This is a genomic window from Neorhizobium sp. JUb45 (genome assembly GCF_004343585.1).
GTDB lineage: Bacteria > Pseudomonadota > Alphaproteobacteria > Rhizobiales > Rhizobiaceae > Neorhizobium.
The window spans coordinates 123,510-148,644 of the sequence record NZ_SLYW01000009.1 but is presented as its reverse complement, the minus strand read 5'-3'; the positions used below and the strand labels follow the sequence as shown (position 1 = coordinate 148,644).

Annotated in this window: 22 protein-coding genes; 7 read left to right on the top strand and 15 right to left on the bottom strand. The window is 58.5% G+C overall.

The features are described 5' to 3' along the window. The first annotated feature begins 9 nt into the window (after nucleotides 1-9). From EDF70_RS24870 to EDF70_RS24860, 3 genes are read left to right on the top strand one after another with little or no spacing between them, the layout of a single operon-like run. Complete coding sequence (locus EDF70_RS24870) at nucleotides 10-1,620, top strand: GMC family oxidoreductase (RefSeq protein ID WP_132279201.1); 1,611 nt, start codon at nucleotides 10-12, stop codon at nucleotides 1,618-1,620. After that, nucleotides 1,620-3,080, top strand: coding sequence for a cytochrome c (locus EDF70_RS24865; RefSeq protein ID WP_132279198.1), 1,461 nt, complete (start codon nucleotides 1,620-1,622; stop codon nucleotides 3,078-3,080). The genes EDF70_RS24870 and EDF70_RS24865 overlap by 1 nt, the downstream gene beginning before the upstream one ends. Before the next feature lie 27 nt (nucleotides 3,081-3,107). After that, entirely contained in the window at nucleotides 3,108-3,368 is a 261-nt protein-coding gene (locus EDF70_RS24860; RefSeq protein ID WP_132279196.1) for a hypothetical protein, read from the top strand. On the opposite strand, the gene EDF70_RS24855 is transcribed toward EDF70_RS24860, so the two are convergent. The 4 genes from EDF70_RS24855 to EDF70_RS24840 form a co-directional block, all read right to left on the bottom strand. Further along, nucleotides 3,344-3,820, bottom strand: a complete 477-nt coding sequence (locus EDF70_RS24855; RefSeq protein ID WP_132279193.1) for a DUF1097 domain-containing protein — start codon at nucleotides 3,818-3,820, stop codon at nucleotides 3,344-3,346. The genes EDF70_RS24860 and EDF70_RS24855 overlap by 25 nt on opposite strands. A gap of 41 nt (nucleotides 3,821-3,861) precedes the next feature. Beyond that, the gene (locus EDF70_RS24850; protein WP_245519336.1) at nucleotides 3,862-4,086 is read right to left on the bottom strand and encodes a hypothetical protein; all 225 of its coding nucleotides are present in this window, start codon (nucleotides 4,084-4,086) and stop codon (nucleotides 3,862-3,864) included. 113 nt (nucleotides 4,087-4,199) lie between these two features. Further along, entirely contained in the window at nucleotides 4,200-5,099 is a 900-nt protein-coding gene (locus EDF70_RS24845) for an SDR family oxidoreductase (protein ID WP_132279187.1), read from the bottom strand. 49 nt (nucleotides 5,100-5,148) lie between these two features. Next, entirely contained in the window at nucleotides 5,149-5,886 is a 738-nt protein-coding gene (locus EDF70_RS24840; RefSeq protein ID WP_132279184.1) for an SDR family oxidoreductase, read from the bottom strand. A gap of 120 nt (nucleotides 5,887-6,006) precedes the next feature. On the opposite strand from EDF70_RS24840, the gene EDF70_RS24835 reads away from it, so the two are divergent. Next, a complete protein-coding gene (locus tag EDF70_RS24835; RefSeq protein WP_132279354.1) occupies nucleotides 6,007-6,891 on the top strand; it encodes a LysR family transcriptional regulator in 885 nt (294 codons plus the stop codon). Between the two features lie 781 nt (nucleotides 6,892-7,672). On the opposite strand, the gene EDF70_RS24830 is transcribed toward EDF70_RS24835, so the two are convergent. From EDF70_RS24830 to EDF70_RS24785, 10 genes are all read right to left on the bottom strand, one after another. Continuing rightward, the gene (locus EDF70_RS24830) at nucleotides 7,673-9,517 is read right to left on the bottom strand and encodes an ABC transporter ATP-binding protein (RefSeq protein ID WP_245519342.1); all 1,845 of its coding nucleotides are present in this window, start codon (nucleotides 9,515-9,517) and stop codon (nucleotides 7,673-7,675) included. A gap of 34 nt (nucleotides 9,518-9,551) precedes the next feature. Next, a complete protein-coding gene (locus EDF70_RS24825; protein WP_281033635.1) occupies nucleotides 9,552-10,424 on the bottom strand; it encodes a fumarylacetoacetate hydrolase family protein in 873 nt (290 codons plus the stop codon). After that, nucleotides 10,421-11,302 (bottom strand): ABC transporter permease, encoded by an 882-nt coding sequence (locus EDF70_RS24820; RefSeq protein WP_132279181.1) that lies wholly within the window; start codon nucleotides 11,300-11,302, stop codon nucleotides 10,421-10,423. Before EDF70_RS24820 ends, EDF70_RS24825 begins: the two co-directional genes overlap by 4 nt. A gap of 3 nt (nucleotides 11,303-11,305) precedes the next feature. After that, nucleotides 11,306-12,238, bottom strand: a complete 933-nt coding sequence (locus EDF70_RS24815) for an ABC transporter permease (protein WP_132279178.1) — start codon at nucleotides 12,236-12,238, stop codon at nucleotides 11,306-11,308. A gap of 11 nt (nucleotides 12,239-12,249) precedes the next feature. Continuing rightward, complete coding sequence (locus tag EDF70_RS24810; RefSeq protein WP_165932123.1) at nucleotides 12,250-13,788, bottom strand: ABC transporter substrate-binding protein; 1,539 nt, start codon at nucleotides 13,786-13,788, stop codon at nucleotides 12,250-12,252. A gap of 173 nt (nucleotides 13,789-13,961) precedes the next feature. After that, nucleotides 13,962-15,575: an ABC transporter substrate-binding protein gene (locus EDF70_RS24805; protein ID WP_165932122.1), complete on the bottom strand. Its 1,614-nt coding sequence runs from the start codon at nucleotides 15,573-15,575 to the stop codon at nucleotides 13,962-13,964. Between the two features lie 24 nt (nucleotides 15,576-15,599). After that, nucleotides 15,600-16,715 carry a mandelate racemase/muconate lactonizing enzyme family protein gene (locus EDF70_RS24800; RefSeq protein ID WP_132279169.1) on the bottom strand — a complete coding sequence of 372 codons (1,116 nt, stop codon included), beginning with the start codon at nucleotides 16,713-16,715 and terminating at the stop codon, nucleotides 15,600-15,602. A 25-nt stretch (nucleotides 16,716-16,740) separates the two neighbouring features. Beyond that, complete coding sequence (locus EDF70_RS24795) at nucleotides 16,741-18,219, bottom strand: NAD-dependent succinate-semialdehyde dehydrogenase (protein ID WP_132279166.1); 1,479 nt, start codon at nucleotides 18,217-18,219, stop codon at nucleotides 16,741-16,743. Nucleotide 18,220: 1 nt separating this feature from the next. Next, the gene (locus EDF70_RS24790; protein WP_132279163.1) at nucleotides 18,221-19,471 is read right to left on the bottom strand and encodes an iron-containing alcohol dehydrogenase; all 1,251 of its coding nucleotides are present in this window, start codon (nucleotides 19,469-19,471) and stop codon (nucleotides 18,221-18,223) included. Nucleotides 19,472-19,513: 42 nt separating this feature from the next. Further along, nucleotides 19,514-20,584, bottom strand: coding sequence for an Ldh family oxidoreductase (locus EDF70_RS24785; RefSeq protein ID WP_245519335.1), 1,071 nt, complete (start codon nucleotides 20,582-20,584; stop codon nucleotides 19,514-19,516). A gap of 25 nt (nucleotides 20,585-20,609) precedes the next feature. Here EDF70_RS24785 and EDF70_RS24780 point away from each other — a divergent pair, with 25 nt between their 5' ends. Further along, nucleotides 20,610-21,296, top strand: coding sequence for a GntR family transcriptional regulator (locus EDF70_RS24780; protein ID WP_132279160.1), 687 nt, complete (start codon nucleotides 20,610-20,612; stop codon nucleotides 21,294-21,296). Nucleotides 21,297-21,320: 24 nt separating this feature from the next. Here EDF70_RS24780 and EDF70_RS24775 read toward each other — a convergent pair whose 3' ends face one another. Then, entirely contained in the window at nucleotides 21,321-21,749 is a 429-nt protein-coding gene (locus tag EDF70_RS24775) for a heme-binding protein (protein ID WP_132279157.1), read from the bottom strand. A 117-nt stretch (nucleotides 21,750-21,866) separates the two neighbouring features. On the opposite strand from EDF70_RS24775, the gene EDF70_RS24770 reads away from it, so the two are divergent. Together EDF70_RS24770 and EDF70_RS24765 are read left to right on the top strand one after the other, a co-directional pair. Next, nucleotides 21,867-22,763 carry a LysR family transcriptional regulator gene (locus tag EDF70_RS24770; protein ID WP_132279154.1) on the top strand — a complete coding sequence of 299 codons (897 nt, stop codon included), beginning with the start codon at nucleotides 21,867-21,869 and terminating at the stop codon, nucleotides 22,761-22,763. 121 nt (nucleotides 22,764-22,884) lie between these two features. Further along, complete coding sequence (locus EDF70_RS24765; RefSeq protein WP_132279151.1) at nucleotides 22,885-25,053, top strand: malate synthase G; 2,169 nt, start codon at nucleotides 22,885-22,887, stop codon at nucleotides 25,051-25,053. The last annotated feature ends 82 nt before the right edge of the window (nucleotides 25,054-25,135 follow it).

The following is a 25,135-nucleotide window of genomic DNA, read 5'->3' as shown; positions in this document are numbered from 1 at the left end:
GGTAACATCATGGCAAACACTGAATTCGACGCCGACGTCATCGTCGTCGGCTCCGGAGCCATGGGCGGTCTTGCCGCTCAGAAGCTCGCCGAGGCCGGAAAATCGGTCATCATCCTTGAGGCCGGACCTCGTGTTCCGCGCTGGAAGATCGTCGACAGCTTCCGCTCCAGCGGCAATGTCTCTTCCAATGGCGGCAACCGCAACCAGCCTTATCCGAACGAACCCTGGGCGCCGACCTCGTTCGTGCCGGGCTATGTCGAAAACACCGGCCCGGTCTCTTACGTCGCGGGCATGCTGCGCCTGGTTGGCGGCACGACCTGGCATTGGGGCGGCGCCTGCTGGCGCAATCTTCCCAACGATTTCAAGCTGAAATCTACATACGGCGTCGGACGTGACTGGCCGATCGGATATGATGATCTCGAGCCTTTCTATTACGAGGCCGAGAGCAAGATGGGCGTGTCAGGCGATGATCATGCCGACTATTCCGGCAAGGGTGGCAAGCCCTATCCGCCCCGACAGCATCCTTATCCGATCCGCCCGCAGGAGCTTTCCTACTTCTCGAAGCGATTTGCGGAAAAAGTGGCGCCTGGGGGATATAACTATACCTATCAGCCGAATGGCAGGGCAACGGACCCCTATGGCGGACGTCCCGCCTGTGTTGGCAACAACAACTGTTCGCCGGTCTGTCCGATCGGCTCGCAATATTCCGGCGATCGCAACGTGACATTCGCCGAGCAGGCTGGCGCCAAGCTCATCGAGAACGCGGCAGTCTATAAGCTGGAAAAATCACCGGACGGCAAGAAGATCGCTGCCGTGCACTACCACGACAGCAAAGGCAATAGCCACGCCCTGACTTCGCGCTACGTCATCGTCGCGGCACATGCGATCGAGACACCTAGGCTGCTGCTGCTTTCAGACGTCGCCAACTCCTCGGACATGGTCGGGCGCAATCTGATGGATCATAACGCTTTTGGCGCATCCTTCCTCTCAGACGAACCGATGTGGTCGGGACGCGGCCCGGTCCAGCAGGGCGACATCCTCAACTGGCGCGACGGACCATGGCGTTCGGAACATGGATGCATCCGTTATGAGATCGGCAATTTCGTCGGCAACGTGCCGATTACCGAGCATCTGATGAAGGAAGGGGTCATCGGGCCGGAACTCGACAAGCAAATCCGCCACATGGCAGCGCGTTTCACGCCGGTTTCCTCCAATATCGAATCCCTCCCGCATCCGACAAACCGGGTGACGCTGTCCGCCACAAATAAGGACAGGTTCGGTCTGCCGCTGAACTCGATCCATTACGACGTCGATGATTATGTGCGCCGCGCCGGCGAAGTGGTGAAGCAGGATTTCGACAAGTTCCAGTCCCTCCTCGGCGCCGTCGTGTTCAGCAAAAACACGACGGTGTGGGAAAACCGCGACCACCCGATGGGCACGGTCATCATGGGCAGCGATCCCAAGGATTCGGTGGTCAACGGCGAATGCCGCACCCACGACCATGATAACCTGTTTCTTGCAACATCGGGCGTCATGCCGGCATCCGCTGCGAACAATCCCACAATGACCGGATGCGCGTTGTCACTGCGTTCGGCCGACATCATCGCAAGGGAGATCTAATGATGAGACATCTTGCGACACTGGTAACGCTCGTCGTTGGCGTCATTAGCACCGCCGCCATGGCTCAAGACGCAGATCTGGTCAAACGCGGTGAATATCTGGCGACCGCCGGCGACTGCGCGGCCTGTCATACGGCGCCGAAGGGCGGAAAACCGTTTGCCGGCGGCTATCCGCTCGGTTCGCCCATGGGAACCATCTGGTCGACCAATATTACGCCCTCTAAACAATCCGGCATCGGCAACTGGACGGAAGAACAGTTCGCTCGCGCCGTGCGCGAGGGTGTTTCTCCGAGCGGTAACCTCTATCCGGCAATGCCCTACGATTCTTACAGCCTGATCACCGACGAGGACATGAAGGCGCTTTATGCCTATTTCCAATCGAGCGTGGCGCCGGTGGATGCCGTACCAGCCCACAAGACGGAGCTTTCCTTTCCCTTCAGCCAGCGCATCCTGATGTCTGGCTGGAATCTGCTCAATCTCAACAAGACACGCTTTACCGCGAAGTCTGGGGAAGATGCGCAGGTGGCGCGAGGTCGTTATCTGTCGGAAGGGTTGGCACATTGCGCAACCTGTCACACGCCGCGCGATCTGACCATGGCCATGAAGACGGACGAGAACCTTGCCGGCGGACTTGTCGGAGCCTGGGAAGCGCCGAATATTACCACGGATAGGGTCTCGGGCCTCGGAGATTGGACAGATGCCGAGATTGCGCAATACCTCAAGCAAGGCCATGTTCCCGGCAAGGGCGTAGCAGCCGGCCCGATGGCTGAGGCTGTGGAACTCAGTCTCTCGAAACTGACAGACGGCGATATTTCCGCGATCACGGCTTATCTCCGGACTGTTCCGGCGGTTGCGGACCCTACGCAAAAGGCCGCCCCTGCGACTTTCGGCACGCCGGTCGAGGACCATTACAGTTTCGACAGCACCGCAGCCCGCAAGGGTCTGCATGCGGCAAATGAAGGACGCGCCGCCGATGCGTCCGTCTATGCGGACGCCACCCGCAGCGACTTTACCAGCATCAACGATGGTGCCGTCCTCTATGATTCCGCGTGTGCGTCCTGCCACATGCCAAGCGGCGCCGGCAGCAAGGATGGCTATTACCCCTCGCTCTATCAGAGCACGGCAACCGGATCGGTGCACCCGAACAATCTGGTGATGACCGTTCTTGAGGGCGTGCATCGCACCGGATCGAGCGGTCCGACGCTGATGCCAGCCTTCGAAAACGACATGAATGACCGCCAGGTCGCCGCCGTCGCCAGCTTTGTCGCGCAGAATTTCGGCAACCCTGCGATGACGATCACGCCCGAAACGGTGGCTGAGTTTCGGAGTGGGGGGCCGAAGCCACTTCTGGCAAAATTTGGCACTTATTTGATTGGTGTGCCAGTAGCTGCGATCATCGCATTCGCTTTGTTAGCGATTGGAGTGGTAAGGCTCCAGCGACGCGAGGTTCACGGGAGTTAACGAGCAACGCGGCGTTGGGCAACATGAATGCTGTCGATCATTTTGGAGCGACGGCATTCAAAGTTCGGGAATGTGCGCTGTAAGCGTCGAATAGCCGTGCCAAGGGTTTATCACGCGGATCTGCCGACCGATCGCTCTCGACAGTACGATCTGTCTATTCCGCTGACCTGCTTCATATCGACCGCAATGATTTGCGTGGCGTCGAGTATCGCGGACATCTGCTTGCGGATTGAAGCGCGCCCTAAGGCGCGCTTCACGTTCGATTATCTGCTGGCCATCTTCATCTGAAGCGAATGAGCAAAGAACGCGGCGGCGGCTCCCAATGCGCCAGCGGCCGCCAGCTCCGTGACCGCTGTTATGCTCGGCGGAACGTGCGCGGCGAAGAAGGCGATCAGCCCGAGAAAGTACGCCGAAATATTGTTGAGCATCGGCGCGGCCCTGAGGGAAACGACGATAATTGCCACGACAAATACGACGGCGCCGAAAGCGAGGTAGTCAATGAGTGGCATCAGCGTTCCGACGCCGATTGCCGCAAGGCTGCCAAATGCGATGCCGATCGCTGCGCAGAGATAACTGCGGACTGCGCCGTTGAAGGAATGATCACCTGTAATGAAAGTGACCCATCCTATGAACATCGCCCAGACCGGCCAGCCAAGACCAGCGGACGTGGTCGCGGCTATCGAAGCCGTAATGGCTGCGACCAGCGTGAGCCCGATGTAGTTCGAATTGAAGGCAGTCATTTGTATGTCTCCTGTTTCATATCTGTTTGCGTGTGTCTGGATCAGGATGCGAGGAGCACGAGACCAGCAGCAAGAACCGGCGGCAGCAGCACTTGGGGCAACACGAACAGCTCCTCACTTATCGAATAACCGGCCTTCGAAACCCCGATCCACATGTTGACGAGGGACATCACCACCCAAAGGACGATGAACAGCTTTGCGACGCTGGCGCTCGGAAATTGCCCGATATGCCAGAGCCATCCGAATGTCAGGAAAAGCGTCAGCAAGACAAACCCGCAGACAACGATGACAAACGTATGTATTTCTCGTCCTCCCGATCCGGGTTGATGGCGAGATCGGCGAGATGCTCCCGATCATTCCTTTGCTTCCTGGGTCAGGCTCAGGGCCTTGCGGGCTTCAGTAGATCGGACAGCCCAACGCGATGCAGCATTTCCGCCCGCAGCCGGTCGAGCACGGCAAAGCCGATATCGGCACCATCTTCGGTTGGATCGTAGTGGAGGCGGAAAGGCCGGGTTCCGAAGGGCATGCCGACCACGTCGGCGATCATGCCGGCCACAGGCGCCGGATCGGCATCGTCGGGAACGATCTCGGCAAAGGCTTTCTGAACCTCATCGCCAAAACCGGCATAGGGCCCAGCCTCATAGTCCGCGGCTCGATCTTCGTCGGCCGGCCGGCCAGAATGTGCAAAGTGATTGGTACCCTTGGTGAAGGCGCCCGGCACGATGATCGTCGTCTCGATGCCCCACCGGCTGAGTTCACGGGCATATTGAACGGCGAGCGAATCCATTGCCGCCTTTGCTGCAAAGTATGGCGCAAGATAAGGCGGTGTACCGCCTGCGGAACTGGAGCTAGACACCCATACCAGCAGCCCTTCGCGGCGGCTGCGCATGTGAGGCAGCACCGCGCGGTTAACGCGCTGCGTGCCAAGGACGTTGACATCATATTGCTGGGCGAACTGTTCCGGCGTGAACGCCTCGGCTGGGCCGAACATCATGTGGCCGGCATTGTGCAGGACCACGTCGATCCGGCCGGTTTCCGCGATCAGTGTTTCGACGGCGGCATTGGCGGATGCCTCCGATTGTACGTCGAGTTCCAGCGGACGGAGCTCGATGCCCTCTTTCTGGGAGAGTTCGCGCATCTGCCCAGTGTTTGCGGCATTGCGCCCGGCAATATCGCGCATCGAGGCGTAAACGGTATGGCCGGCGCGGGCGAGCGCTTCGGCCGTCAGACGACCGAAACCGCTTGACGAACCGGTAACAAGAACGACTTTCTTTGACATGACAACAGCCCTTTCAGAGGATGATAGTGTTGGTATCGAGGAGGCCTGATCAGATGACTCCGCCATTGGCGCGCAGCACCTGTCCATTGATCCAGCCGCTGTCCGGGCCGACAAAGAATGACACGGCATCAGCAATGTCTTCAGGCGTGCCAAGCCGTTCCAACGGGTTCACCTTGGACATCCGCTCGATCAGTTCATCGGACTTGCCATTGAGAAAAAGGTCGGTCGCGGTCGGGCCCGGTGCGATGGCGTTGACATTGATGTTGCGGCCGCGCATTTCCTTGGCCATGATCGCCGTCAGGGTCTCGACTGCGGCCTTGGTCGCAGCATAAACACCATAGGTTTCCAGCTTCAGACCGACCACCGTCGTGGAAAAGTTGACGATGCGACCGCCCGAGCGAAGGCGTGTGGCCGCCTCCCGAAGAGTGTTAAACGTACCCTTCAGGTTGATGTCGATCTGTCTGCTGAAATTCTGGTCGTCAGTGGCTGCCAGGGGTGCCAGCATCATGATACCGGCATTATTGACGAGCACATCGATGCCGCCGAAGGCGGCCTCTGCCGATGTGAACATACGCTTCACCTGTTCGACGTCCGAAACATCGGCCTGGGCGGTTATAGCCTTGCCACCGGCCGCTTCAATCTCGTGTACGACGGCTGCGGCAGCTTCGGCGCTGCCCGCGTAATTGACGACGACGGTGAAGCCGTCTCGACCAAGGCGCTTCGCAATAGCAGCGCCGATTCCGCGGGAGGCTCCTGTGACGATGGCGACTTTTTCAGATGTAGACATTTTCGTTCTCCGCTCTGTGCGCGATGTCGCGCTTGATGACGAAGCTGAAGATGTCACTTTCTATCTGGCGAATAATCAGCCATTATTCCGCATCAGAATCCGACAATGGCGAACAATAAGATGGACAGACTTGATGCCATGCGTGTCTTCATGCGGGTGGTCGAACGGCGCAGTTTCACCCTTGCGGCGGAGGATACGGGTATGCCGCGGTCCACGGTAACGGATGCGGTGAAGCAGATTGAGGCGCGACTGGGCGTCAAGCTGCTTGAGAGGACCACACGTCACGTGAGCCCGACGCTGGACGGCGAAGCCTATTATCAACGATGCCTGTCGATCCTCGATGATATCGAGGATGCCGAGGGTGCCTTTGCCGGGGCAAAGCCGAAAGGACTGCTGCGGGTCGATGTCCATGGCACGCTGGCACGGCATTTCGTCTTACCCCGACTACCGTCCTTTCTCGCGGCCTATCCGGACATCGAGTTCCATCTCAGCGAGGGCGATCGCTTGGTCGACCTTGTGCGCGAAGGGATCGACTGCGTGCTGCGTGTCGGCACGCCCCAGGATAGCGACATGATCGCGCTGCGCGTCGCCACACTGGAGGAAGTTACTGTCGCCTCGCCTGGTTATGTCTCGATCTATGGGCGACCGGCGCACCCCAAAGATTTGTCAATGCATAGGATGATAGGGTTTCGCACCACCGGCAGCAGCGGACCTATTCCGCTTGAATTCAGGGTGGACGGCAAACTGCTTACGACAGTCATTCCGGCGGCCATCACCGTGAGCGCGGCCGAAACCTTTGTTTCCACTGCCCGAATGGGCCTCGGCATCATTCAGGTGCCGCGCTATCATGTTGAGAAGGATATCGCCGAAGGCGTTTTGATCGAATTGCTCAGTGAATTTCCGCCTGAACCCTCGCTGGTATCGGTCCTTTACCCGCGGAACCGGCAACTGACCCCGCGCGTGCGCGTATTCATCGATTGGCTGCAAGGAGTGTTCGCGACATGAAGACGCGTGGACGAACGAGAAACCCACAACAGTCCTCGGCCCCGGAGGCTTCACTGTCAGGGCGCTGCTTCCAAGCACACAGCAGTACACTCAGACCACGCCGGAAAGGGTCTCGCTAAACTTCATGACCCCGATCAATTGAATTCCCGCCCAGTCTGGAACTGAAGAGCCGTACGCCTTCGGCGCCATGCCGGACCCACTCTCGCACGCCGTGCTGAAAGCAGGCTCTGACGAGTAGCCAGTAAAGGCGTCGGAATGCATCTCGCAAACCACGACTCGCCACCATATATCTTTTTTAAGCCGTGACATCAGTGCGCTTAGCCACTCTACCACCTTGAAATGGACAGCAGATCAAGTGCGCGACATGCTAGAATTCCGCACCGGCACCTCAACGCTCCAGCCGCCAGCCGGATCCCTATGTATGGACATCGGAGCCGGCTGAAGAATTCCATCGCCGGGCGCGTGCGTGCCCGCCCATAATGGCGCCAGAAAGGTTTATCGGTTTGCCAAACTCGAAAACTGGGCACGGTTACAGGCCATAAATGCACCCACGATCGACCTTGCCCTTTCTGTGTAATATCGAAGCTCTTGGTGAGATACAAACTGACGCCCCCATGGGCGCCCATCACAGTCCTCGATATCGGCGAAAACGATCAGTTTTTTGGTTAAATCGCCTCCCTGTTGAAGTGAGGCATTCGATCAATGCAAACCTAGTCGGGATGGTCCACGCAACTTTCAAACAGTCTTACCTCGCTCAGAACAGCGTGAACCGAAAATACGCTTATGCAGGTCGAAAAAAATGTCCCTTTGTTACTTCCGTCATTGGCATGTTGTCCGACACAAAATCGACAGGTCGCAACGCGCTCTTCGGTTCACTTGTGTCAGGCGCCTGTCGAACTAAGCGCCGGGCCGGATCCGGCATCGGGACCGCCTTGAGTAGCTTTTGGGTGTAAGGATGCGCTGGGTTCGCGAAGATTTCTTCCCTCGGTCCGATTTCTACGACCTCGCCAAGATACATGACGGCGACACGATGGCTGACACGCTCGACAACGGCCATGTCATGCGAGATGAACACGAAGGCAATATCGAGATCGCGCTGAAGGTCCATGAGGAGATTGATTACCTGCGCCTTGACCGACACGTCGAGTGCAGAGACCGACTCATCGGCGACAATGACCTTCGGTGACAATGCTAGCGCGCGGGCGATGCAAATACGTTGCCTTTGGCCCCCTGAAAACTGATGAGGAAGCCGGCTTGCCATATCGGGTTTGAGTCCCACCCTTTCGAGAAGATCTGCGACGAGTTTACGGGCTTGCGTTGCCGAGCCAAGTTTGTGTGTCAGGAAAGGTTCGGCGATCGCTTCCCCCACGGTGCGGCGCGGACTGAGGCTGGCGAACGGGTCCTGAAAGATCATCTGGATATCGCGGCGGGCATCACGAAGCTCAAATGACGACATAGCCATCAGTTCACGCCCGGCGAGTTTGACAGTGCCACCGCTGGCTTTGACCAGACGCATCAGGCCGCGACCGGTGGTCGACTTGCCACAGCCGGACTCGCCGACGATCGACAGGGTTTCTCCGGCATTCAGATCGAAGGATACACGTTCGACCGCGTGAATACGGCTGGAGACAGTCCGAAACCAGCCGGCCTTGATGTCGAACCGTACGGAAAGATCCTTTACCTGCAGGACAGGTTCTCCCGATTTGACAGTATTAATTGGCGTGTCGGGTGCACCACGAATGCCGGATTTGGGGTCGATCAGCGAAAACTTGATCGGCTGGGCAATACCCCGCATTGACCCCAGACGCGGCACGGCATCAAGGAGCATTCGTGTATAAGGATGCTTGGCGTCGTTGAAAATCTCGCTCGTCGTGCCGGTTTCAACGATATCGCCACGGAACATTACCGCCATACGATCGGCAACCTCGGCCACAACGCCCATGTCATGGGTAATGAAGATCACCGACATCTTTTCCTCCTCCTGGATCTCTTTTATGAGATTTAGGATCTGCGCTTGAATGGTGACATCAAGCGCCGTTGTCGGTTCGTCGGCGATCAGCAGCTGTGGTTTGCATGCCAGCGCCATGGCGATCATCACGCGCTGACGCATGCCGCCGGAAAAATTGTGCGGATATTCCTCATACCGGGTCGTCGCCGCTGGAATGCGTACGCGTTCCATCAACCGCAGCGCTTCCTTTTTGATCACTTCGGGCGCCATATCCGGATTGTGCAACGAAATTGCCTCCGCGATCTGCTTTCCGATTGGAATGACCGGATTGAGGCTGGTCATCGCTTCCTGGAAAATCATCGAGACAGCATTGCCACGGATGCGGCGCATCTCTTCTTCCGGCAGAGCCAGCAGGTTATGCCCGGCGAGCATGACCTCGCCTTCGGTTCGGGCATTCTCCGCGAGCAGACGCATGATCGAATAGCCAGTGACGCTTTTGCCCGAACCGGATTCGCCGACAATGGCCAAGGTTTCGGCAGGCGCAACATCGAAGGAAATACCCTTGACGACCTCCGTCCAGGCACCGCCCTGGCGGAAGGAAGTTTTGAGATTGCGCACCGACAATGCCGCCACCGTCCCCGTCTGTGAGCCGTCTACCATCTGAAGTTTGGCCGTCATCTGCATGGTGTTCTCCTCCATATTGTTGTTCTCATCAGGTCGCATGTTCTGCGCAGGCGCGAACGACATGATGTTGCTCACCCAAGCCCGTACCACCGAGCCGAACAGTCTGACCGGGCGCGAGAAATCGTGGTGGCTTCATGCCGATACCGATCCCCGCGGGCGTGCCGCTGGCAATGATGTCGCCAGGTAGAAGCGTCATGAATTGCGACAGATAGGCAACCAGATAATCGACGCCGAAGATCATGTTGGCGGTCTTGCCGTTCTGGGTGCGCTCTCGGTCGATCTCTAGCCAGAGATCAAGCGACTGCGGATCGGCTATGCAGTGAGCGGGAACGAAATGCGGTCCGATCGGGCCGAAACTGTCATGGCCCCTGCCCTTACTGGTGTCGCCGCCCCGTTTGCTCTGCAGATCGCGGTCAGCGAGATCGTTGATCAGACAGTAGCCGGCAACATGACTGCGGGCATCTTTCTCATCAATATATTTCGCAGGCTTGCCGATGACGATGCCGAGTTCGACTTCCCAATCGGTCGTCGTCGAACTGCGCGGCAACTCAATGCCGTCATTCGGACCGCAGATCGCCGACAGCGGCTTCATGGCAATGACGGGTTCATCCGGGATCGGCTGGCCTAGGCTTTCGGCATTGCAGTGATAGTTCAAGCCGATGCAGATGAATTTGCCGGGTCGCGCAACGCATGCCCCAAGCCGCGCCCCGGTCGGGACTATTTGCAATTCGTCGGCATTGAGGGCGTTGATCTTTTGCAGAACGTCTGGACCTAGATTGTCGCCTGTCCAGTCAGACACATGCCCGGAAACATCCCGGATGACTCCTTTGCCGTCGATGATGCCGGGGCATTCGGCTCCGGCAGGTCCGAAACGAACAAGTCTCACCGTTCTGTCACTCATCGTTCGCTCGAATTTGGGTCGAGCATGTCCCGGGCCGCGTCACCGATGAGGTTGATCGACAGCACGATCGTGGTGATAGCCAGACCGGCACCGATGATGGGCCAAGGAGATCCGAACACATTGCCAAGTCCTTCCCGGATGATATTGCCCCAGCTAGCGGCCGGCGGCTGCGTTCCTATGCCGAGGAAGCTCAGCGCCGCTTCGAGACGGATGGCCGACGCGATCCAGAGCGTCCACAACAGAACGATGGGCGCAGCAATGTTCGGAACGACATGCCGGAAGATAATCACCGGCGTCTTCACACCGATTGCCATTGAGGCCTCGATGTAAGGCTCCTGTCGCACCGCCAGTGTCGAGGCGCGGGCAACACGCGCAAAACCGGGCACGAAGGCAATGGTGAGAACCAGAACGACGTTCCAGAAGCCACCGCCAAGCGCCGCCGACACGATAATTGCCAGAAGCAGTTCGGGAAAGGCCATCATCAGGTCGATCATCTTGGAAACGATGCGATCGATGAGACCACCGAAAAAGCCGGCAAGCACGCCGAGCGTCGTCCCAATCACCGCGGCACATGCCGGCGCGATCAGGCCAAACAGAAGCGAGGTCCGCGAGCCATGGATCAGGCGCGACAGGACATCACGCCCGAACTGGTCGGTGCCGAGCCAGTACTGCAATGAGGGATATTTGTTGATCGACAGAAAGCTCTGCTTTAACGGATCATAAGGGGCGATCCACGGAGCAAAGATCGCCAGGATGCAGAACAACAGCACGGTTATGAAGGCGATGGTGGTGGACACCTTGCCGAACAGCAGCTTGCGCAGAACGGCAAATTTTCCTTCGCCGGCATCCGGCGTGACGGAGATATCGACAGCAGCCATGATTTAGCTCCCCAGACGCGGGTCGATGATCGTGTAGAGCACATCGACGAGAAGATTGACGACCACCACCATCAGCGCAAACACTACGACCGCACCCTGGATCAGGGTATAGTCACGTTCGGCGATCGCCTTGATCAGGGTGGAACCGAGGCCTGGCCGGTTGAACACGAGTTCTACTGCGACCGCGCCGGACAGCGTTGCGAGCAGGCTGAGGCCAAGGCCGGTGACGATCGGCAGGAGGGCGTTGCGCAGCGCATGTTTGTAGATGACCGTCTTGGGCGGGGCGCCCTTCGCCTTTGCCGTGCGCACGTAATCCTTGGAGAGCACTTCCAGAAGTGCTGTGCGCGTCAGACGACCGAGGAAGGCGATCTTCAGCACAGCCAGCGTAATGGCCGGAAGTGCCAGATGATACAGCTGACCCCAAAAGCCTTCGCCGCCGCCATTGATCGGGAAAAGCTTCAAGTTGAGCGCAAAAACGATCAGCAGGACGGCGCCGAGATAGAAGTCCGGAATGGCATAACCGACCAGCGAGAAGACGCGCATACCCTGATCGGGTGCCTTGTTCTTGCGTACCGCGGCAAGCACACCGAACGGCACACCGATAATAACACCGATCGCCGTCGCCCCGATGGCCAGCGCCACCGTGAAGGGCAGGTTATAGCCGATCACTCCGGCCACACTCTCCTTGGTGATGAGCGAATTCCCGAAATCGAAAGTCACCACGTCCCATAGAAAGGCGAAATACTGCTGCCACAGCGGTGCATCGAGACCCGCCTGCTCCCTGAAGAGCGCGAGCTGTTCGGGGGTAGCGAAATCACCGAGCGCCACCAGCGCCGGATCACCCGGAAGAATGCGCAGCGCCACAAAGACGAGCGTAAGTACGAGCCACAGGGTCGGGATGGCATCGAGAAGTTTGCTGGCAATAAGACTGGGCATGATGGTGCCTCCTATGCCTGAACGATCTTGGCGTGGCGCAGCGGCCAGTAGGCCGGGCCGGATTCGACCTTGAAGCCGATATCGACGCGCGGATTACGGGCCACGACATAGGAGAGCGTGACGATGCCAAGCAGTGGCAGATCGGCGAGGATCTGCTTTTCCATGCCTTGAACCAGCGCCATGCGCTTGTCGAAGTCCGGTTCTGCAAGCGTCGTGTTCAACATGTCGTCAATGCCGGGAATGGCCGTACCGTAATGGGCGAAATTGGTGCCGCCAGTGCCGTCGGATTTGACCTCGAAGGACCTGGCGAGCTGGTCCGAGATGATCTGGGTCGGCACCGGCGAATAACTCGACGACCACAGCGCCAGGGTGTTCTTGTCGAGACGGTTGTCGGAATGGAAGGTAGCGTGGTCAATCATCTTGAGATCAAGATTGATATTCACCGCACGCAATTGCTCCTGGATCATCAGCATGATCGAGGCATAGTCTTCCCGCTGGCTGACATAGCAGGGGATGGTAAGTCCGCCGGCAAAACCGGCCTCGGCGAGCAGTGCCGTTGCCTTTTCCGGATCATAAGCATAACGCAGATCTTCCGGCAGATCCTCGGCACGCACAGCACCTGGAAATTGCGATGCAACAACGCCGATCATCGGCGCTGCGATGCCTCCAAACGCGCCGGCAATGGCGGTGGCATCAATGGCATAGCGGATTGCTTTACGCACCCGCACATCCTTGAGCGGCCCGCGCGTAAGGTTGATTGCGAGGCTGTTGAGGCTTCCCGGCGCAGTGGCATCGAAAATGGTTTCGCTCGATTGCCCACGCATTGTGTCCATCCAGCCTGGCGAACGTACACCCTCGATCATGTCGATATCGCCGGACGCGAATGCAAGTGTGCGCGCGGTCGTGTCGGAAATGTATCGGATACGGACTTTCTCCGTGTTGGCCGGACCATCGAAATATTGGGGGAACGCGGTCAGAAGCATGCCCTGACTGGAATCAAGGCTTTCGAACTGGTAGGCGCCCGAACCGATCGGGTCCTTGCTGAAGTCCGCGCCCTTCTCCTCGAAGGCCTTTTTGCACAGGATCGAAGCGCTGACATGAGAATGGCAAGACGTATTGAATAGCGGGTCCGGGCTTTTCAGCATGAAGACGACCGTCGCTGCATCCGGTGCCTCCACTGAGTCGATATTCGTATAGAACGTTTTCGAGTTGGTGACGGTCTTGGGATCGATATGTCGGCGGAAGGAAAAGACGACGTCATCCGAAGTCAATTCTCCATATTCCTTGTGGAATTTGACGCCCTTGCGCAGCTTGTATGTCCAGGTCCGGGCGTCCTCGCTGACGGTCCAGCTTTCCGCCAAACCAGGCAGATAGTCCTGTGGCTCCTTTGCCCATTGACCGGCTGGCAGGTTCACCAACCGGTCGAAGATCTGGTAAACGGCCCAGTTGTCGGCTCCACTCAGGCCGACCTCCTGCGGATTGAGGCTGTTGCTGGAACGCGCTGCGACGGCAAACGTGATCGTGTCATTGGCTTTCTGGGCGAAAGCCACACTCGCTCCGGCAGGAAGACTTGCGACCACGATCCCGGCTGCGCTCGTGGCAAGCAAATTTCTGCGTGTAATATTCATAAGGACACTCCCGTTTTTCTTGACGCGTTTGGCGTTAGGCCCGGAGTTCAGCGCTCCGGGCACATGTCTTCCTGGCGGAACAGAGGGGTCGCCTGTCAGGCAACGCGTTTCGCTTTGTTCATCGGCCAGTAAGCGGGTCCTGACTCGACCTTGTAACCAAGGTCGATGCGAGGATTGCGCGCCACGACGTAGGAAAGCGTGATCATTCCCAAGGCCGGCAAGTCCTTGAGGATCTGTTTTTCCATATCTTGGACAACGCCCATGCGCTGATCGAAATCGGCGGTCGCCAGTGCTTTTTCCATCAGATCGTCGATGCCGGGGATGGTGTCACCGTAATGACTGAAGTTCGTGCCACCGGTGCCGTCCGGCTTGGTTTCGCCGGCCTTTGCAAGGATGTTGGATATCGTCAGCGTCGGCACAGGCGGATAACTCGTCGACTGCAGGATCAGGGTTCCCTTGTCCTTCCGATTGTCGGCATGGAAGGTTGCGTGATCGATGATTTTCATGTCGAGATTGATCTTTACCGCGCGCAATTGCTCCTGAACCATCAGCATGATCGAGGCATAATCCTCGCGCTGGCTGACAAAGCAGGGAATGGTCAGACCGCCCGCGTGACCAGCTTCGGCAAGCAACGCCATCGCTTTTTCGGGATCGTGTCCGTAGCGAAGTGCCTCGGGGAGCTGATCGGCCGAAACTTTGCCCGGGAATTGTGATGCGATCAGTCCAACCATAGGCGTAGCAATGCCGCCGAATGCGTCGGCGATCGCTTGGGTATCGATGGCGTATCGAATGGCCTGACGGACCTTGATATCCGCGAGCGGCCCCTTGGTCAGATTGATGTTGAGCGTATTGATGCTGCCCGGCGCGGTGGCGTCGAAAATCGTCGAGATGGCCTGCTGGCGCATGGAATCCATCCAGCCGGGTGAACGCACGCCCTCGATCATGTCGACATCACCGGATGCAAAGGCAAGTGTTCTTGCCGTTGTATCAGCGATATAGCGGATGCGCAGGTTTTGCGTGGCTGCTGGGCCGCCAAAATAGTCGGCGAAGGCCTTCAGGTGAACGCCGCTCGCGCTATCAACGCGTTCAACCTGATACGGCCCCGAACCGACCGGATCCATGTTGAAGGCATCGCCCTTTTCCTCGAAAGCTTTCTTGCAAAGGATCGCCGAGGCAAGCAGCGAAACGCTCGATGCGTTCAGCAAGGGATCGGGCTGTTTGAGTTTAATGACCACGGTCAAGGGGTCCGACGCTTCGACCGTCGCGATGTTACTGTAATAGGTCTTGGTGGCAGTGTTGATCTTCGGATCGAGATGCCGGCCAAAGGTGAAGGCGACATCCTCTGCGGTCAGGTCTCCATACCCTTTATGAAACTTGACACCAGAGCGTAGCTTGTAGGTCCAAGTCTTCTGGTCTTCCGATGCCTGCCAGCTTTCCGCAAGGCTCGGCACAAATTCTTCCGGGTTGGTTGCCCAACGGCCATCCGGCGTCTTCACCAGCGTGTCGTAGACCTGCGCGCAGACCCAATTATCTGCCCCAAGCAATCCCTGAAACTGCGGATTGAGGGCCACCGGCGAGCGTGCGGCAAAAGCTAGGGTGATGGTATCGTTGCCAGCCTGCGCCAGCGCCGGGGATCCTCCTGCCCCGACGATGGCCAGTGCTGATCCGGCAACACCGGTAGCGAGAAGCTGTCTGCGTGTAATCGTCATTTTCATCCTCCCAGATGGCGATTATTACCCGGCGATTGGCAGGCGCCGTGCCTGCATTTCCCTTTCATCGAACTGGATGCCCAGCCCCGGCGTATCCGGAACGGTGAAGCAACCGTCGATCGGCTGCGATGGGTTGACGAAAATGGGCTCTCCTCTTTCCCATTTGTCGGCAAGCTCCACCGGTTTTGCGAGGTGCATGATTGTGCTGAGCACATGAATGTTGGCGAGATGGCCGACAGTCGGTTGTGTCTGGTGCGGAACCAGTTCGACCCCATGCGCCCGCGCAAGCGCAGCACACTGCATCATACCGGTGATGCCGCCCATCTTGACGATATCCGGTTGCACCATACGCACGCCGGCCTCGATCAAGTCTTTCAAGCCTTGAACGGTATAGGTTTGCTCGCCAGCCGATACGGTGATGTCGAGCCGCTGCGCGACTTCACCCATGGCGGCGACGTTGTAATGCTGTACCGGCTCCTCGAACCAGGTGTAGCCGAGGTCTTCAAGGACGCGACCCACTCGCATGGCGCCGCCGATCGAATAACCATTATTGGCATCGAAACCGATGACGAAGTCCTCGCCGAGCAGCCTTCGTACAGCCTTTGCTTTTTCGATATCACCCTTGATATCGACATCCTGACGGGTCCGATCACCGTCCCAGCGGATCTTAACCGCGGCTGGTTGTTCTTTCTCGACACGGGCAGCCACCGCACGCACCACGTCATTTACTGTGCGATCCGCGTTGCCGCCGACCGAGCTGTAGCATGGCAAGGTCTTATTCCAGGCGCCGCCGAGCAGTTTGTAGACCGGCTGCCCGAGCATCTTGCCCTTGAGGTCCCACAGCGCGATGTCGAGCGCGGCCAACGCGCCGGTGACGATGCCGTCTGGGCCGAGCTTGATGCATTTGTGCAAGAGCGTATCGAGCAGAACGGCATGATCGAGGGGATCCTTGTCGATCAAAAATGGGGCCATGTCACGGGCAATCACCACCAGCGAAGAATAGCCACCCTGCATGGGGGATGCCTCGCCAAGCCCGAACAGACCTTCGTCCGTTTCGACCCTGACGAAAGCACTCTTTGGCATCCAGCCAGTGCCATCTCCCATGGCCAGCTGGAACACGTCGATTTTCGATATTTTCAAGACAGTCTCCTCCCAACCGTTCCGCTTACCAGCTGACGGCGATATATTTGGCCTCGCAATATTCCAGGATGCCGTGATGCGCGCCCTCACGACCGAGACCACTTTGCTTGGTACCTCCGAAAGGGGCTGCCGGATCGGACACGATACCGCGGTTAAGGCCGACCATGCCGCTATCCATCCGTTCGGAAATGCGCAGGCCGCGGGCGAGATCCTTGGTATAGACGTAGGAGATCAAGCCGTATTCGGTGCCGTTTGCGAGATCGACAACCTCGTCCTCGGTCTCGAAGGTCGTGATCGCTGCGATCGGTCCGAAAATTTCTTCAGCGGCAATCTCCGAATCCGTCGTCACGCCGGTCAGAACCGTCGGCGCGAAAAAGAAGCCGTTGCGGTTGAGCGGGCCGCCGCCGGCCAGGACAGTCGCGCCACGGGCGGTCGCGTCGTCAACAAGGCCCTTGATGCGACTGACTGCTTTCGGATTGATGAGCGGGCCACATTGCGCGGTCTTGTCATAACCTGCGGCCACCATCATCGCTGCCATTCGCTCGGCCAGGCGATCGGAAAAAGCCTTGGCGATACCAGACTGGACATAGAAGCGATTGGCCGCAGTGCAGGCTTCACCGCCATTGCGCATCTTGGCGATCATCGCACCTTCGATCGCGGCATCGAGGTCGGCGTCATCAAACACGACGAAAGGCGCATTGCCCCCGAGCTCCATCGAGCACGACACGACCGTATTGGCCGCTTCGCGCAGCAGGACGCGGCCGACTTCCGTTGAGCCGGTAAAGGAAAGCTTGCGTACGCGTTTGTCGTTCAGCATAGCGCTGACCGCCGGCCCCGACTTCGAGGTGGTGACCACATTGACGACACCGTCGGGAACGCCCGCTTCTTTGTAGAGCGCGGCGAGAACCAGAGCCGTCAACGGTGTCTCGGTCGCAGGCTTGAGCACGCAGGTGCATCCGGCGGCAAGCGCTGGACCAACCTTGCGGGTCGCCATCGCTGCGGGGAAATTCCAGGGCGTTACCAGCACCGCGACGCCAATCGGCTGGTATTCGACCATGATCTTGTTGGCACCGCTCGGCGCGGTTGAGATTTCACCGTTCAGCCGGACCGCCTCTTCGGCAAACCAGCGGAAATATTCGGCAGCATAAGCAACTTCGCCCTGTGCGTCCGTAAGGGTCTTGCCGTTTTCCAGGCTGATCAGTTCGGCCAGCATCTCCTTTCGCTCGATCATCAGCTCGTAGCAGCGACGCAGGATCTCTGAGCGTTTGCGCGGCGCCGTCGCCGCCCATCCCTTGGCGGCACGATGCGCGGCCGCGACAGCCTCCATTGCATCGTCGATCGTGGCGTCGGCAACGGCAACGATGACCTGACCGGTCGAGGGATCAAGAACATCTATCGTTTTGCCCTCGCCGCCATCGCGCCATTCACCGTCGATGAACAGTCCGGTTGGTAGTGACATGACGTCGAAACTCAGCATCGAGGAAAGTTTGGTTACTACGTTCATTTCAGCTGGCCTTTCTTTTGTCGGCGGCGGTTACCAGGGATGCGCGATCGCCGCTGAACGCCGCGGCGACCAGCAAATCCATGGATGACACGTCGAGTGGACGCGGGTTGTTTTTGATGAGGCGAGCGATACCCAGCGACTGTTCGCAGACGGTCGGCAACTGCCCTCGCGTAACGCCGAGTTCCTTCAGCGAGGACGGGATGCCGATTGCCCTAAGGAGATCGGCCACCGCATCGATCGTGGCATCTGCGGCCAGTTCGACCGGGCCATCCGGCATGGATACCCCAAGCGCACGGCCGATCTCACCGAGTTCCGGCGCACACCAGTCGCGGTTGATCTGCATGACATAGGGCATCATCAGTGCCACACCGGTGCCATGCGGCGTATGTGTCATTGCGCCGACCGGGTATTGAACGGCATGCGCTGCCGCAGTGCCTGCAGTGCCGAAGGCAAGCCCGGCAGCCATGGCGCCAAACATGAGACGTTCGCGTGCGACATGGTCATTGCCGTTTTCGACGGCCTGCCGCAGGCTGGCACCGATATGTTCGATGGCAAGCAGGGCGTAGTGGTCGCTGAACGCGTTCTTGCCAAGGAAGACGTGCTCGTGCACGAGACCGGCCGACGGTTCGCGACGCGCGGTGGTGAAGGCCTCGATGGCATGCGTCAGTGCGTCGGCGCCGGAAACGGCAGTCAGCGATGGCGGGCAGGAATAGGTCAATTCCGGATCGCAGATCGCGGTCTCGGAAATCAGATACGGGCTGGCAATGCCGATCTTCAGAGCCCGATCGGGATCGGTCAGAACGGCAACGGGTGTCACTTCTGACCCCGTGCCGGACGTGGTCGGCAGCGAGATCAGAGGGAGGATCGGGCCAGGTACCTTGAACTCACCGTAATAGTCTGCCGTCGCGCCGCCATGGGCCAGCAGAAGAGATATCGCCTTGGCGGCATCGAGGCAGCTGCCGCCGCCAATGCCGATCACACTATCGGCGCCAAAGGCTTTACCTGCCTCGACACCAGCGGCAATGCATTCCACCGGCAGTTCCGCGATAACACCGGTGAAGATCCGGGTCTCGACACCAGCTGCTCCGACAGCGTCAATCAGGTCGCGAAAATCGCGATCCGCGGCCAGACGTTCGTCCGTCACGACCAGCGCGCGCCGTCCGGCCCTTGCTGCAAATTGCGGAAGCGCCTTGCGCTGACCCGCACCGAACACGATGTTTCGCGGTGTGCGGGTTGCTCCGAATAAAGTCACTTTGCTCCTCCCAGGTTTCGTGAAATCAAGCGGTCATAAAATTCAGGCTGCAGCCGGCACTCCGGCCAGCTGCAGCAGGGTCCGGTAGACCTCGGGCACTACCGGCACCCCATCCCGAAGGCGTTGATCGCGGCAGGCACGACCTCTCTCTCCAGGAACAAGCACGGCGTCGAAACCGGCTGCCGGCTGCATGTCGCGGATTGCCTGCAAATAACCCGCAAGCTCGCGGCGTGGTCCGGGCATGACGATAATCAGATCGCCTTTGTTGCAAACATTGGTATCGTCAAGGGTCCCGCGCACATCCCGACCGATTGCAGACGCGGCCAATCCGCTGACCAGCAGTTCGAAGGCAAGGCCGAGCGCGTATCCCTTTGCCTGTCCGAAGGGTGCAATCGCCCCTTTTTTTGCGGCTTCGGCATCTGTCGTCGGATCGCCATTTTCGTCCAACGCCCAATGATCGGGAATGCTGGCCTTTCGATGCGCATGATCGTGCACTTCGCCCATCGACACGACACTGGTTGCCGTATCCATGACAAAGGGGCCGTCGGCAGTCGGCACGCCGATCGCGATCGGGTTGGTGCCGATCATCGCCTGGCGCGCACCCCAGGGGTGAACCAGTGCTTCGCTGGTGGACAGCACGACAATGGAGACCCCCTTCAATGCAACATGCTCGGCATACCAGGCGAGCATGCCGATGTGATTGGAGTTGGTTATTGCAGCCGCCGCGATGCCAGTCTCCTCGGCACGATCCAACAAAGCGTCAATGGCAGACTGCGCCACAATAGGCCCCAAGCCCTTTTGGCCATCGACCGTCAAGAAGGCACGTGACGCCCATTGATGCGCACCGGTCGCAGCAGGATCGGTAACGCCATTCTGGATCCGCGCCACGATCCGCGACAGTCGAAGCAGCCCGTGCGAGGACACGCCACGCAGTTCAGCCTCCATCAGAAGATCGGCCTGCAGAGCAGAGTTCACTTCCGAAACCCCTGCTTTTTGAAGGGCTATCTGTGCGAGGTTGCGGAGGGTTGCTGCATCGACATGTGACACGATATAAAATCCTATCGGATATCTGATTGATGTCTGGAAGCTAAGTTGATAGATTGCAATCGTCAAGACCAAACTCACCGTGAGGGATAAAATGAAGTTGTCGGCAGATGGCGAGATCGGACAGTTACGGCGCCCGACAGGTCTGGGAAACGAGGTCTACGAGGCGCTGTATGCACAGCTGATGTCTCTCAAGATCCCACCCGGAGGGCGGATCTCTATCGACAAGCTGGTGCGCTCCCTCGGCGTCTCTCAGACACCGATCCGGGAAGCATTGTCGCGATTGGAAGCACAAGGCCTGGTCATCAAAACCCATCTCGTTGGTTATAGTGCTGCCGAGCAGCTGAATCGAGATCGCCTCAACCAGCTGTACGAATTGCGCCTCCTGTTGGAACCGTTCGCCGCAGGTCAACTTGCTCTAAAGCGTGATGCACGCATCATCGCCGAACTGAAGGCGCTGGATGCCGACATGCAGGGCGAAGACAAAGCGCAATCACGTGCAGCCTATGGCGAGTTTGCCAAACGAGATGCCGCCTTTCATGATTTCATCGCACGCAACTGCGGGAACGCGCTGGTGCATGACAGCCTCCAGCGCCTCCATACCCATGTTCACCTGTTTCGCCTTTATTTCCACGCGCGAGCTACGACAGACGCCAATCGCGAGCATGAAACGCTCATCGCCGCCATCGAGAACGGCAGCAGTGAAAAGGCCGAGGCAGCGATGCGCGAACACATCTTATGCTCCAAGCGACGCTTTGAGGACGCATTTCTCAATGAATAGCGAGGCGCCCACATGCTAAGGGTGTCAGGCGGTTATCGACGCGGCCCAATGGTCGATCCCCGCCTGAGCACATTCAGTATCCTGCGCTGGCGTTCCCGAACTGAGGCCGATGCCACCCACGACCTCTCCACCTGCCAAGACCGGCAAGCCGCCGCCCACGACCATAAGGCGGCCGCCGATGGCCGAATTGATACCGTAGGCGGGACTTCCCGGCTGGCTCGCCATGCCGTAGCTTTCCGTAGTGCGTTTGGCACCAGCAGCTGTATAGGCCTTGTCCTGTGCGATAATTGTGCTGGTGATCTTGCCGCCGTCCATGCGCTCAAAAGCAATCAGTTGGCCGGATTCATCACATACGGCAATACACATCGGCAGGCCAATTTCGCGCGCCTTGGCGCTGGCACCCGCGATCAGAAGCCTGGCGTCTTCAACACTCAATCGCGCGACGGTCAACATAGTCGATCCCTTTCGATGATTTCCCTGAACGTTTTGAAACCGAACCTACGCGATGTACGCGTCGATATTTAGCAGCGACAACGAACATTCATTTTTGACGCAGGGGAGTTAATCGCAGTGATCGCTATCGAAGATATGGCCATTTTCGCCAAGGTTGTGGCGACACACAGCATGTCGCTCACCGCCCGATCACTGGGCATCACACCAGCGGTCGTTTCCAAGCGCATTCAGAGGCTGGAGGAGCAACTCGGCGCGCGACTGTTGCAAAGAACGACCCGGAAGATAACCATCACGGAAGCCGGACAGGGCTTTTATGATCGGGTCATCAACATACTGGCCAGTGTCGAAGAAGCGCAGTCATTTGCGTCTGGTCGGTCATCCAGGATCGTCGGGACGCTGAGAGTGGCTGCACCAACGTCTTTCGGACGCATGCATATCGCGCCGCATCTGCCTGGCTTGATGGCTGCCTATCCCCAACTAACGATCGAGCTTATGCTTTCGGATAGCGTCACCGATATTGTCGGGGACGGTTACGATCTCGCTATACGTATTGGTGAACTGAAGGACTCCCGACTTGTCGCGCGAAAAATTTGCGCTGTGACAAGGGTGCTGTGCGCTGCGCCAGCCTATCTGGACAGAGCCGGTGCTCCTACAAAAATCAGCGATTTACAAGATCATCAATGCCTCCCCGCGCATAATGGAGAGCCCTGGCGACTTGAAGGACCAGATGGGCCTTTGACATATCGGCCGGAAGGTATGCTGCGCACAAATTCGAGCGAGGTCATCCGCGAAACCGTGATTGCCGGTCTTGGCATTGCGCTACGATCGACCTGGGATGTCGGCAAAGAGTTGTCCAAGGGAGAACTGGTGCGCGTCCTGCCCGCCTACCAAGGCTCACGCAACGCGACAATCTCGGCCGTGTTTCCAACACGCGCGCATCTGCCGGCGAAGGTCCGTATCTTTATCGATTATCTGCAGGACATCTATGGCCCGGACCCCTGCTGGGAAGTCTGAGCCAGCTCCGACCCACTTTCTCCATTTTGGAAAAAGTGAAGCGCATTATATTCCATTGATACCGGTAGACGTTCATTCGACAATTAGCTTCTGAGAGATATTACCAAGCATGGAGCCTGCAGTGTCACGAGTTGAACGAGATGAACTTCGCATCGAAACCACCCTGCATGATTTCCTCGTGAACGAAGCGCTGCCGGGAACGGGCGTCGACGTCGATCGCTTTTTCGAGGGATTTTCGCAGATCGTCCATGATCTTGCGCCGAAAAATCGCGACCTGCTCGCCAAGCGCGATGCGTTCCAGCTGAAGCTTGATGACTGGTATCGCCAGAACGGTGCGCCCACGGACATGGCCGGTTACGAGGCTTTCCTGCGTGAGATCGGTTATCTTCTGCCTGAGGGACCGGATTTTTCGGTTGCGACCGAAAATGTCGACCCGGAAATCGCCAGGATTGCCGGTCCGCAGCTCGTCGTGCCGGTGATGAACGCGCGTTACGCGCTGAATGCTGCGAATGCCCGCTGGGGATCGCTCTACGATGCGCTTTACGGCACGGATGCCATTTCGGAGGCCGATGGCGCGGAAAAGGGAAAGGACTATAATCCCGTTCGCGGCAGCAAGGTAATCGCCTGGGTGCGGGACTTCCTCGATCAATCTGCGCCTCTGTCGGGCGCCAGCTGGAAGGATGCGGCATCATTCAGGGTCGAATCGGCTGCATTGTTCGTGACGCTCACAGATGGGCAGGTCACCGGTCTGGCTGACCCTTCCCAGTTTGCCGGTTATCTCGGCGAACCAGCTGCGCCGACGCAGATCCTCCTGAAGAAGAACAATCTGCATGTCGAGATCCTGATCGATTCGACGACAGCCATCGGCAAGGACGATCCGGCGCATATCTCGGATGTATGGGCCGAATCGGCGATCACCACGATCATGGACTGCGAGGATTCCATTGCTGCGGTTGATGCCGACGACAAGATGGTCGTTTACCGCAACTGGCTCGGCCTGATGAAAGGCGATCTGACCGAAGGGGTTTTGAAGGGCGGCAAGTCTTTCACCCGCAAGCTCAACCAGGATCTGGACTATACCGCGCCGGATGGCTCGACCTTCGAACTCAAATGCCGCTCGCTGATGCTGGTGCGCAATGTCGGTCATCTGATGACCAACCCGGCCATTCTGGACCGGGACGGTGCAGAAGTGCCGGAAGGTATCATGGATGCGGTGGTGACGGCGCTGATCGCCCTTCACGATATCGGGCGCAACGGCAGGCGAAAAAACTCCCGGCTCGGCTCCATGTATGTCGTCAAGCCGAAGATGCATGGCCCGGAGGAGGTTGCCTTCGCCGCCGAGATTTTTGGCCGCGTCGAAACGCTGCTCGGCATGGCGGTCAACACCATCAAGATGGGCATTATGGATGAGGAGCGGCGCACCACCGTCAACCTCAAGGAGTCCATTCGCGCCGCCAAGGATCGGGTTGTCTTCATCAATACCGGCTTCCTTGATCGTACCGGCGACGAAATCCATACGTCCATGGAAGCCGGCCCGATGATCCGCAAGGGCGACATGAAACAGGCTGCCTGGATTGCGGCGTACGAAAACCGGAATGTCGATATCGGCCTCGAATGCGGCCTGTCCGGTCATGCGCAGATCGGCAAGGGCATGTGGGCGATGCCGGATCTGATGGCGGCAATGCTGGAGCAGAAGATCGGCCATCCGAAAGCGGGCGCCAATACCGCCTGGGTACCGTCTCCCACGGCGGCAACACTGCATGCCACGCATTACCACATGGTCGATGTCGCGGCGGTGCAAAATGGCCTGAAGAGCAGAACCCGTGCAAAACTCGCGGATATCCTGTCGGTCCCGGTGGCACTGCGTCCGAACTGGACACCGGAGGAGATAAGCCGCGAGCTGGACAACAATGCGCAGGGTATTCTCGGTTATGTGGTGCGCTGGATCGATCAGGGCGTCGGCTGCTCCAAGGTTCCAGACATCAACAATGTCGGCCTGATGGAAGACCGCGCGACGCTGCGCATTTCCGCCCAGCACATGGCCAACTGGCTGCACCACAAGGTGGTGAGCGAAGACCAGATCGTTGAGACGATGAAACGCATGGCCAGCACCGTCGATGAGCAGAATGCCGGCGACCCGCTCTACACGCCGATGGCTGCAAACTTCGACAACTCCATCGCCTTCCATGCAGCGTTGGATCTGGTGCTCAAGGGGCGCGAGCAGCCGAATGGTTATACCGAGCCGGTGCTCCATCGCAGGCGGCTGGAGATCAAAAGCGCTATCGGCTGAGAAACAATTCTGAACCAGCGATGCGCGTGACCGGTGTTCTGCCCTCACATTACCGGCTGTCGCCTGATCTGTGATTGAGTTT

What these genes read in the sequence shown, in the direction of transcription:
- EDF70_RS24870 (WP_132279201.1), top strand. Translation starts at nt 10, where the DNA reads ATGGCAAACACTGAATTCGACGCCGACGTCATCGTCGTCGGCTCCGGA.
- EDF70_RS24865 (WP_132279198.1), top strand. Translation starts at nt 1,620, where the DNA reads ATGATGAGACATCTTGCGACACTGGTAACGCTCGTCGTTGGCGTCATT.
- EDF70_RS24860 (WP_132279196.1), top strand. Translation starts at nt 3,108, where the DNA reads ATGCTGTCGATCATTTTGGAGCGACGGCATTCAAAGTTCGGGAATGTG.
- EDF70_RS24855 (WP_132279193.1), bottom strand. Translation starts at nt 3,820, where the DNA reads ATGACTGCCTTCAATTCGAACTACATCGGGCTCACGCTGGTCGCAGCC.
- EDF70_RS24845 (WP_132279187.1), bottom strand. Translation starts at nt 5,099, where the DNA reads ATGTCAAAGAAAGTCGTTCTTGTTACCGGTTCGTCAAGCGGTTTCGGT.
- EDF70_RS24840 (WP_132279184.1), bottom strand. Translation starts at nt 5,886, where the DNA reads ATGTCTACATCTGAAAAAGTCGCCATCGTCACAGGAGCCTCCCGCGGA.
- EDF70_RS24835 (WP_132279354.1), top strand. Translation starts at nt 6,007, where the DNA reads ATGGACAGACTTGATGCCATGCGTGTCTTCATGCGGGTGGTCGAACGG.
- EDF70_RS24830 (WP_245519342.1), bottom strand. Translation starts at nt 9,517, where the DNA reads ATGACGGCCAAACTTCAGATGGTAGACGGCTCACAGACGGGGACGGTG.
- EDF70_RS24825 (WP_281033635.1), bottom strand. Translation starts at nt 10,424, where the DNA reads ATGAGTGACAGAACGGTGAGACTTGTTCGTTTCGGACCTGCCGGAGCC.
- EDF70_RS24820 (WP_132279181.1), bottom strand. Translation starts at nt 11,302, where the DNA reads ATGGCTGCTGTCGATATCTCCGTCACGCCGGATGCCGGCGAAGGAAAA.
- EDF70_RS24815 (WP_132279178.1), bottom strand. Translation starts at nt 12,238, where the DNA reads ATGCCCAGTCTTATTGCCAGCAAACTTCTCGATGCCATCCCGACCCTG.
- EDF70_RS24805 (WP_165932122.1), bottom strand. Translation starts at nt 15,575, where the DNA reads ATGACGATTACACGCAGACAGCTTCTCGCTACCGGTGTTGCCGGATCA.
- EDF70_RS24795 (WP_132279166.1), bottom strand. Translation starts at nt 18,219, where the DNA reads ATGAACGTAGTAACCAAACTTTCCTCGATGCTGAGTTTCGACGTCATG.
- EDF70_RS24780 (WP_132279160.1), top strand. Translation starts at nt 20,610, where the DNA reads ATGAAGTTGTCGGCAGATGGCGAGATCGGACAGTTACGGCGCCCGACA.
- EDF70_RS24775 (WP_132279157.1), bottom strand. Translation starts at nt 21,749, where the DNA reads ATGTTGACCGTCGCGCGATTGAGTGTTGAAGACGCCAGGCTTCTGATC.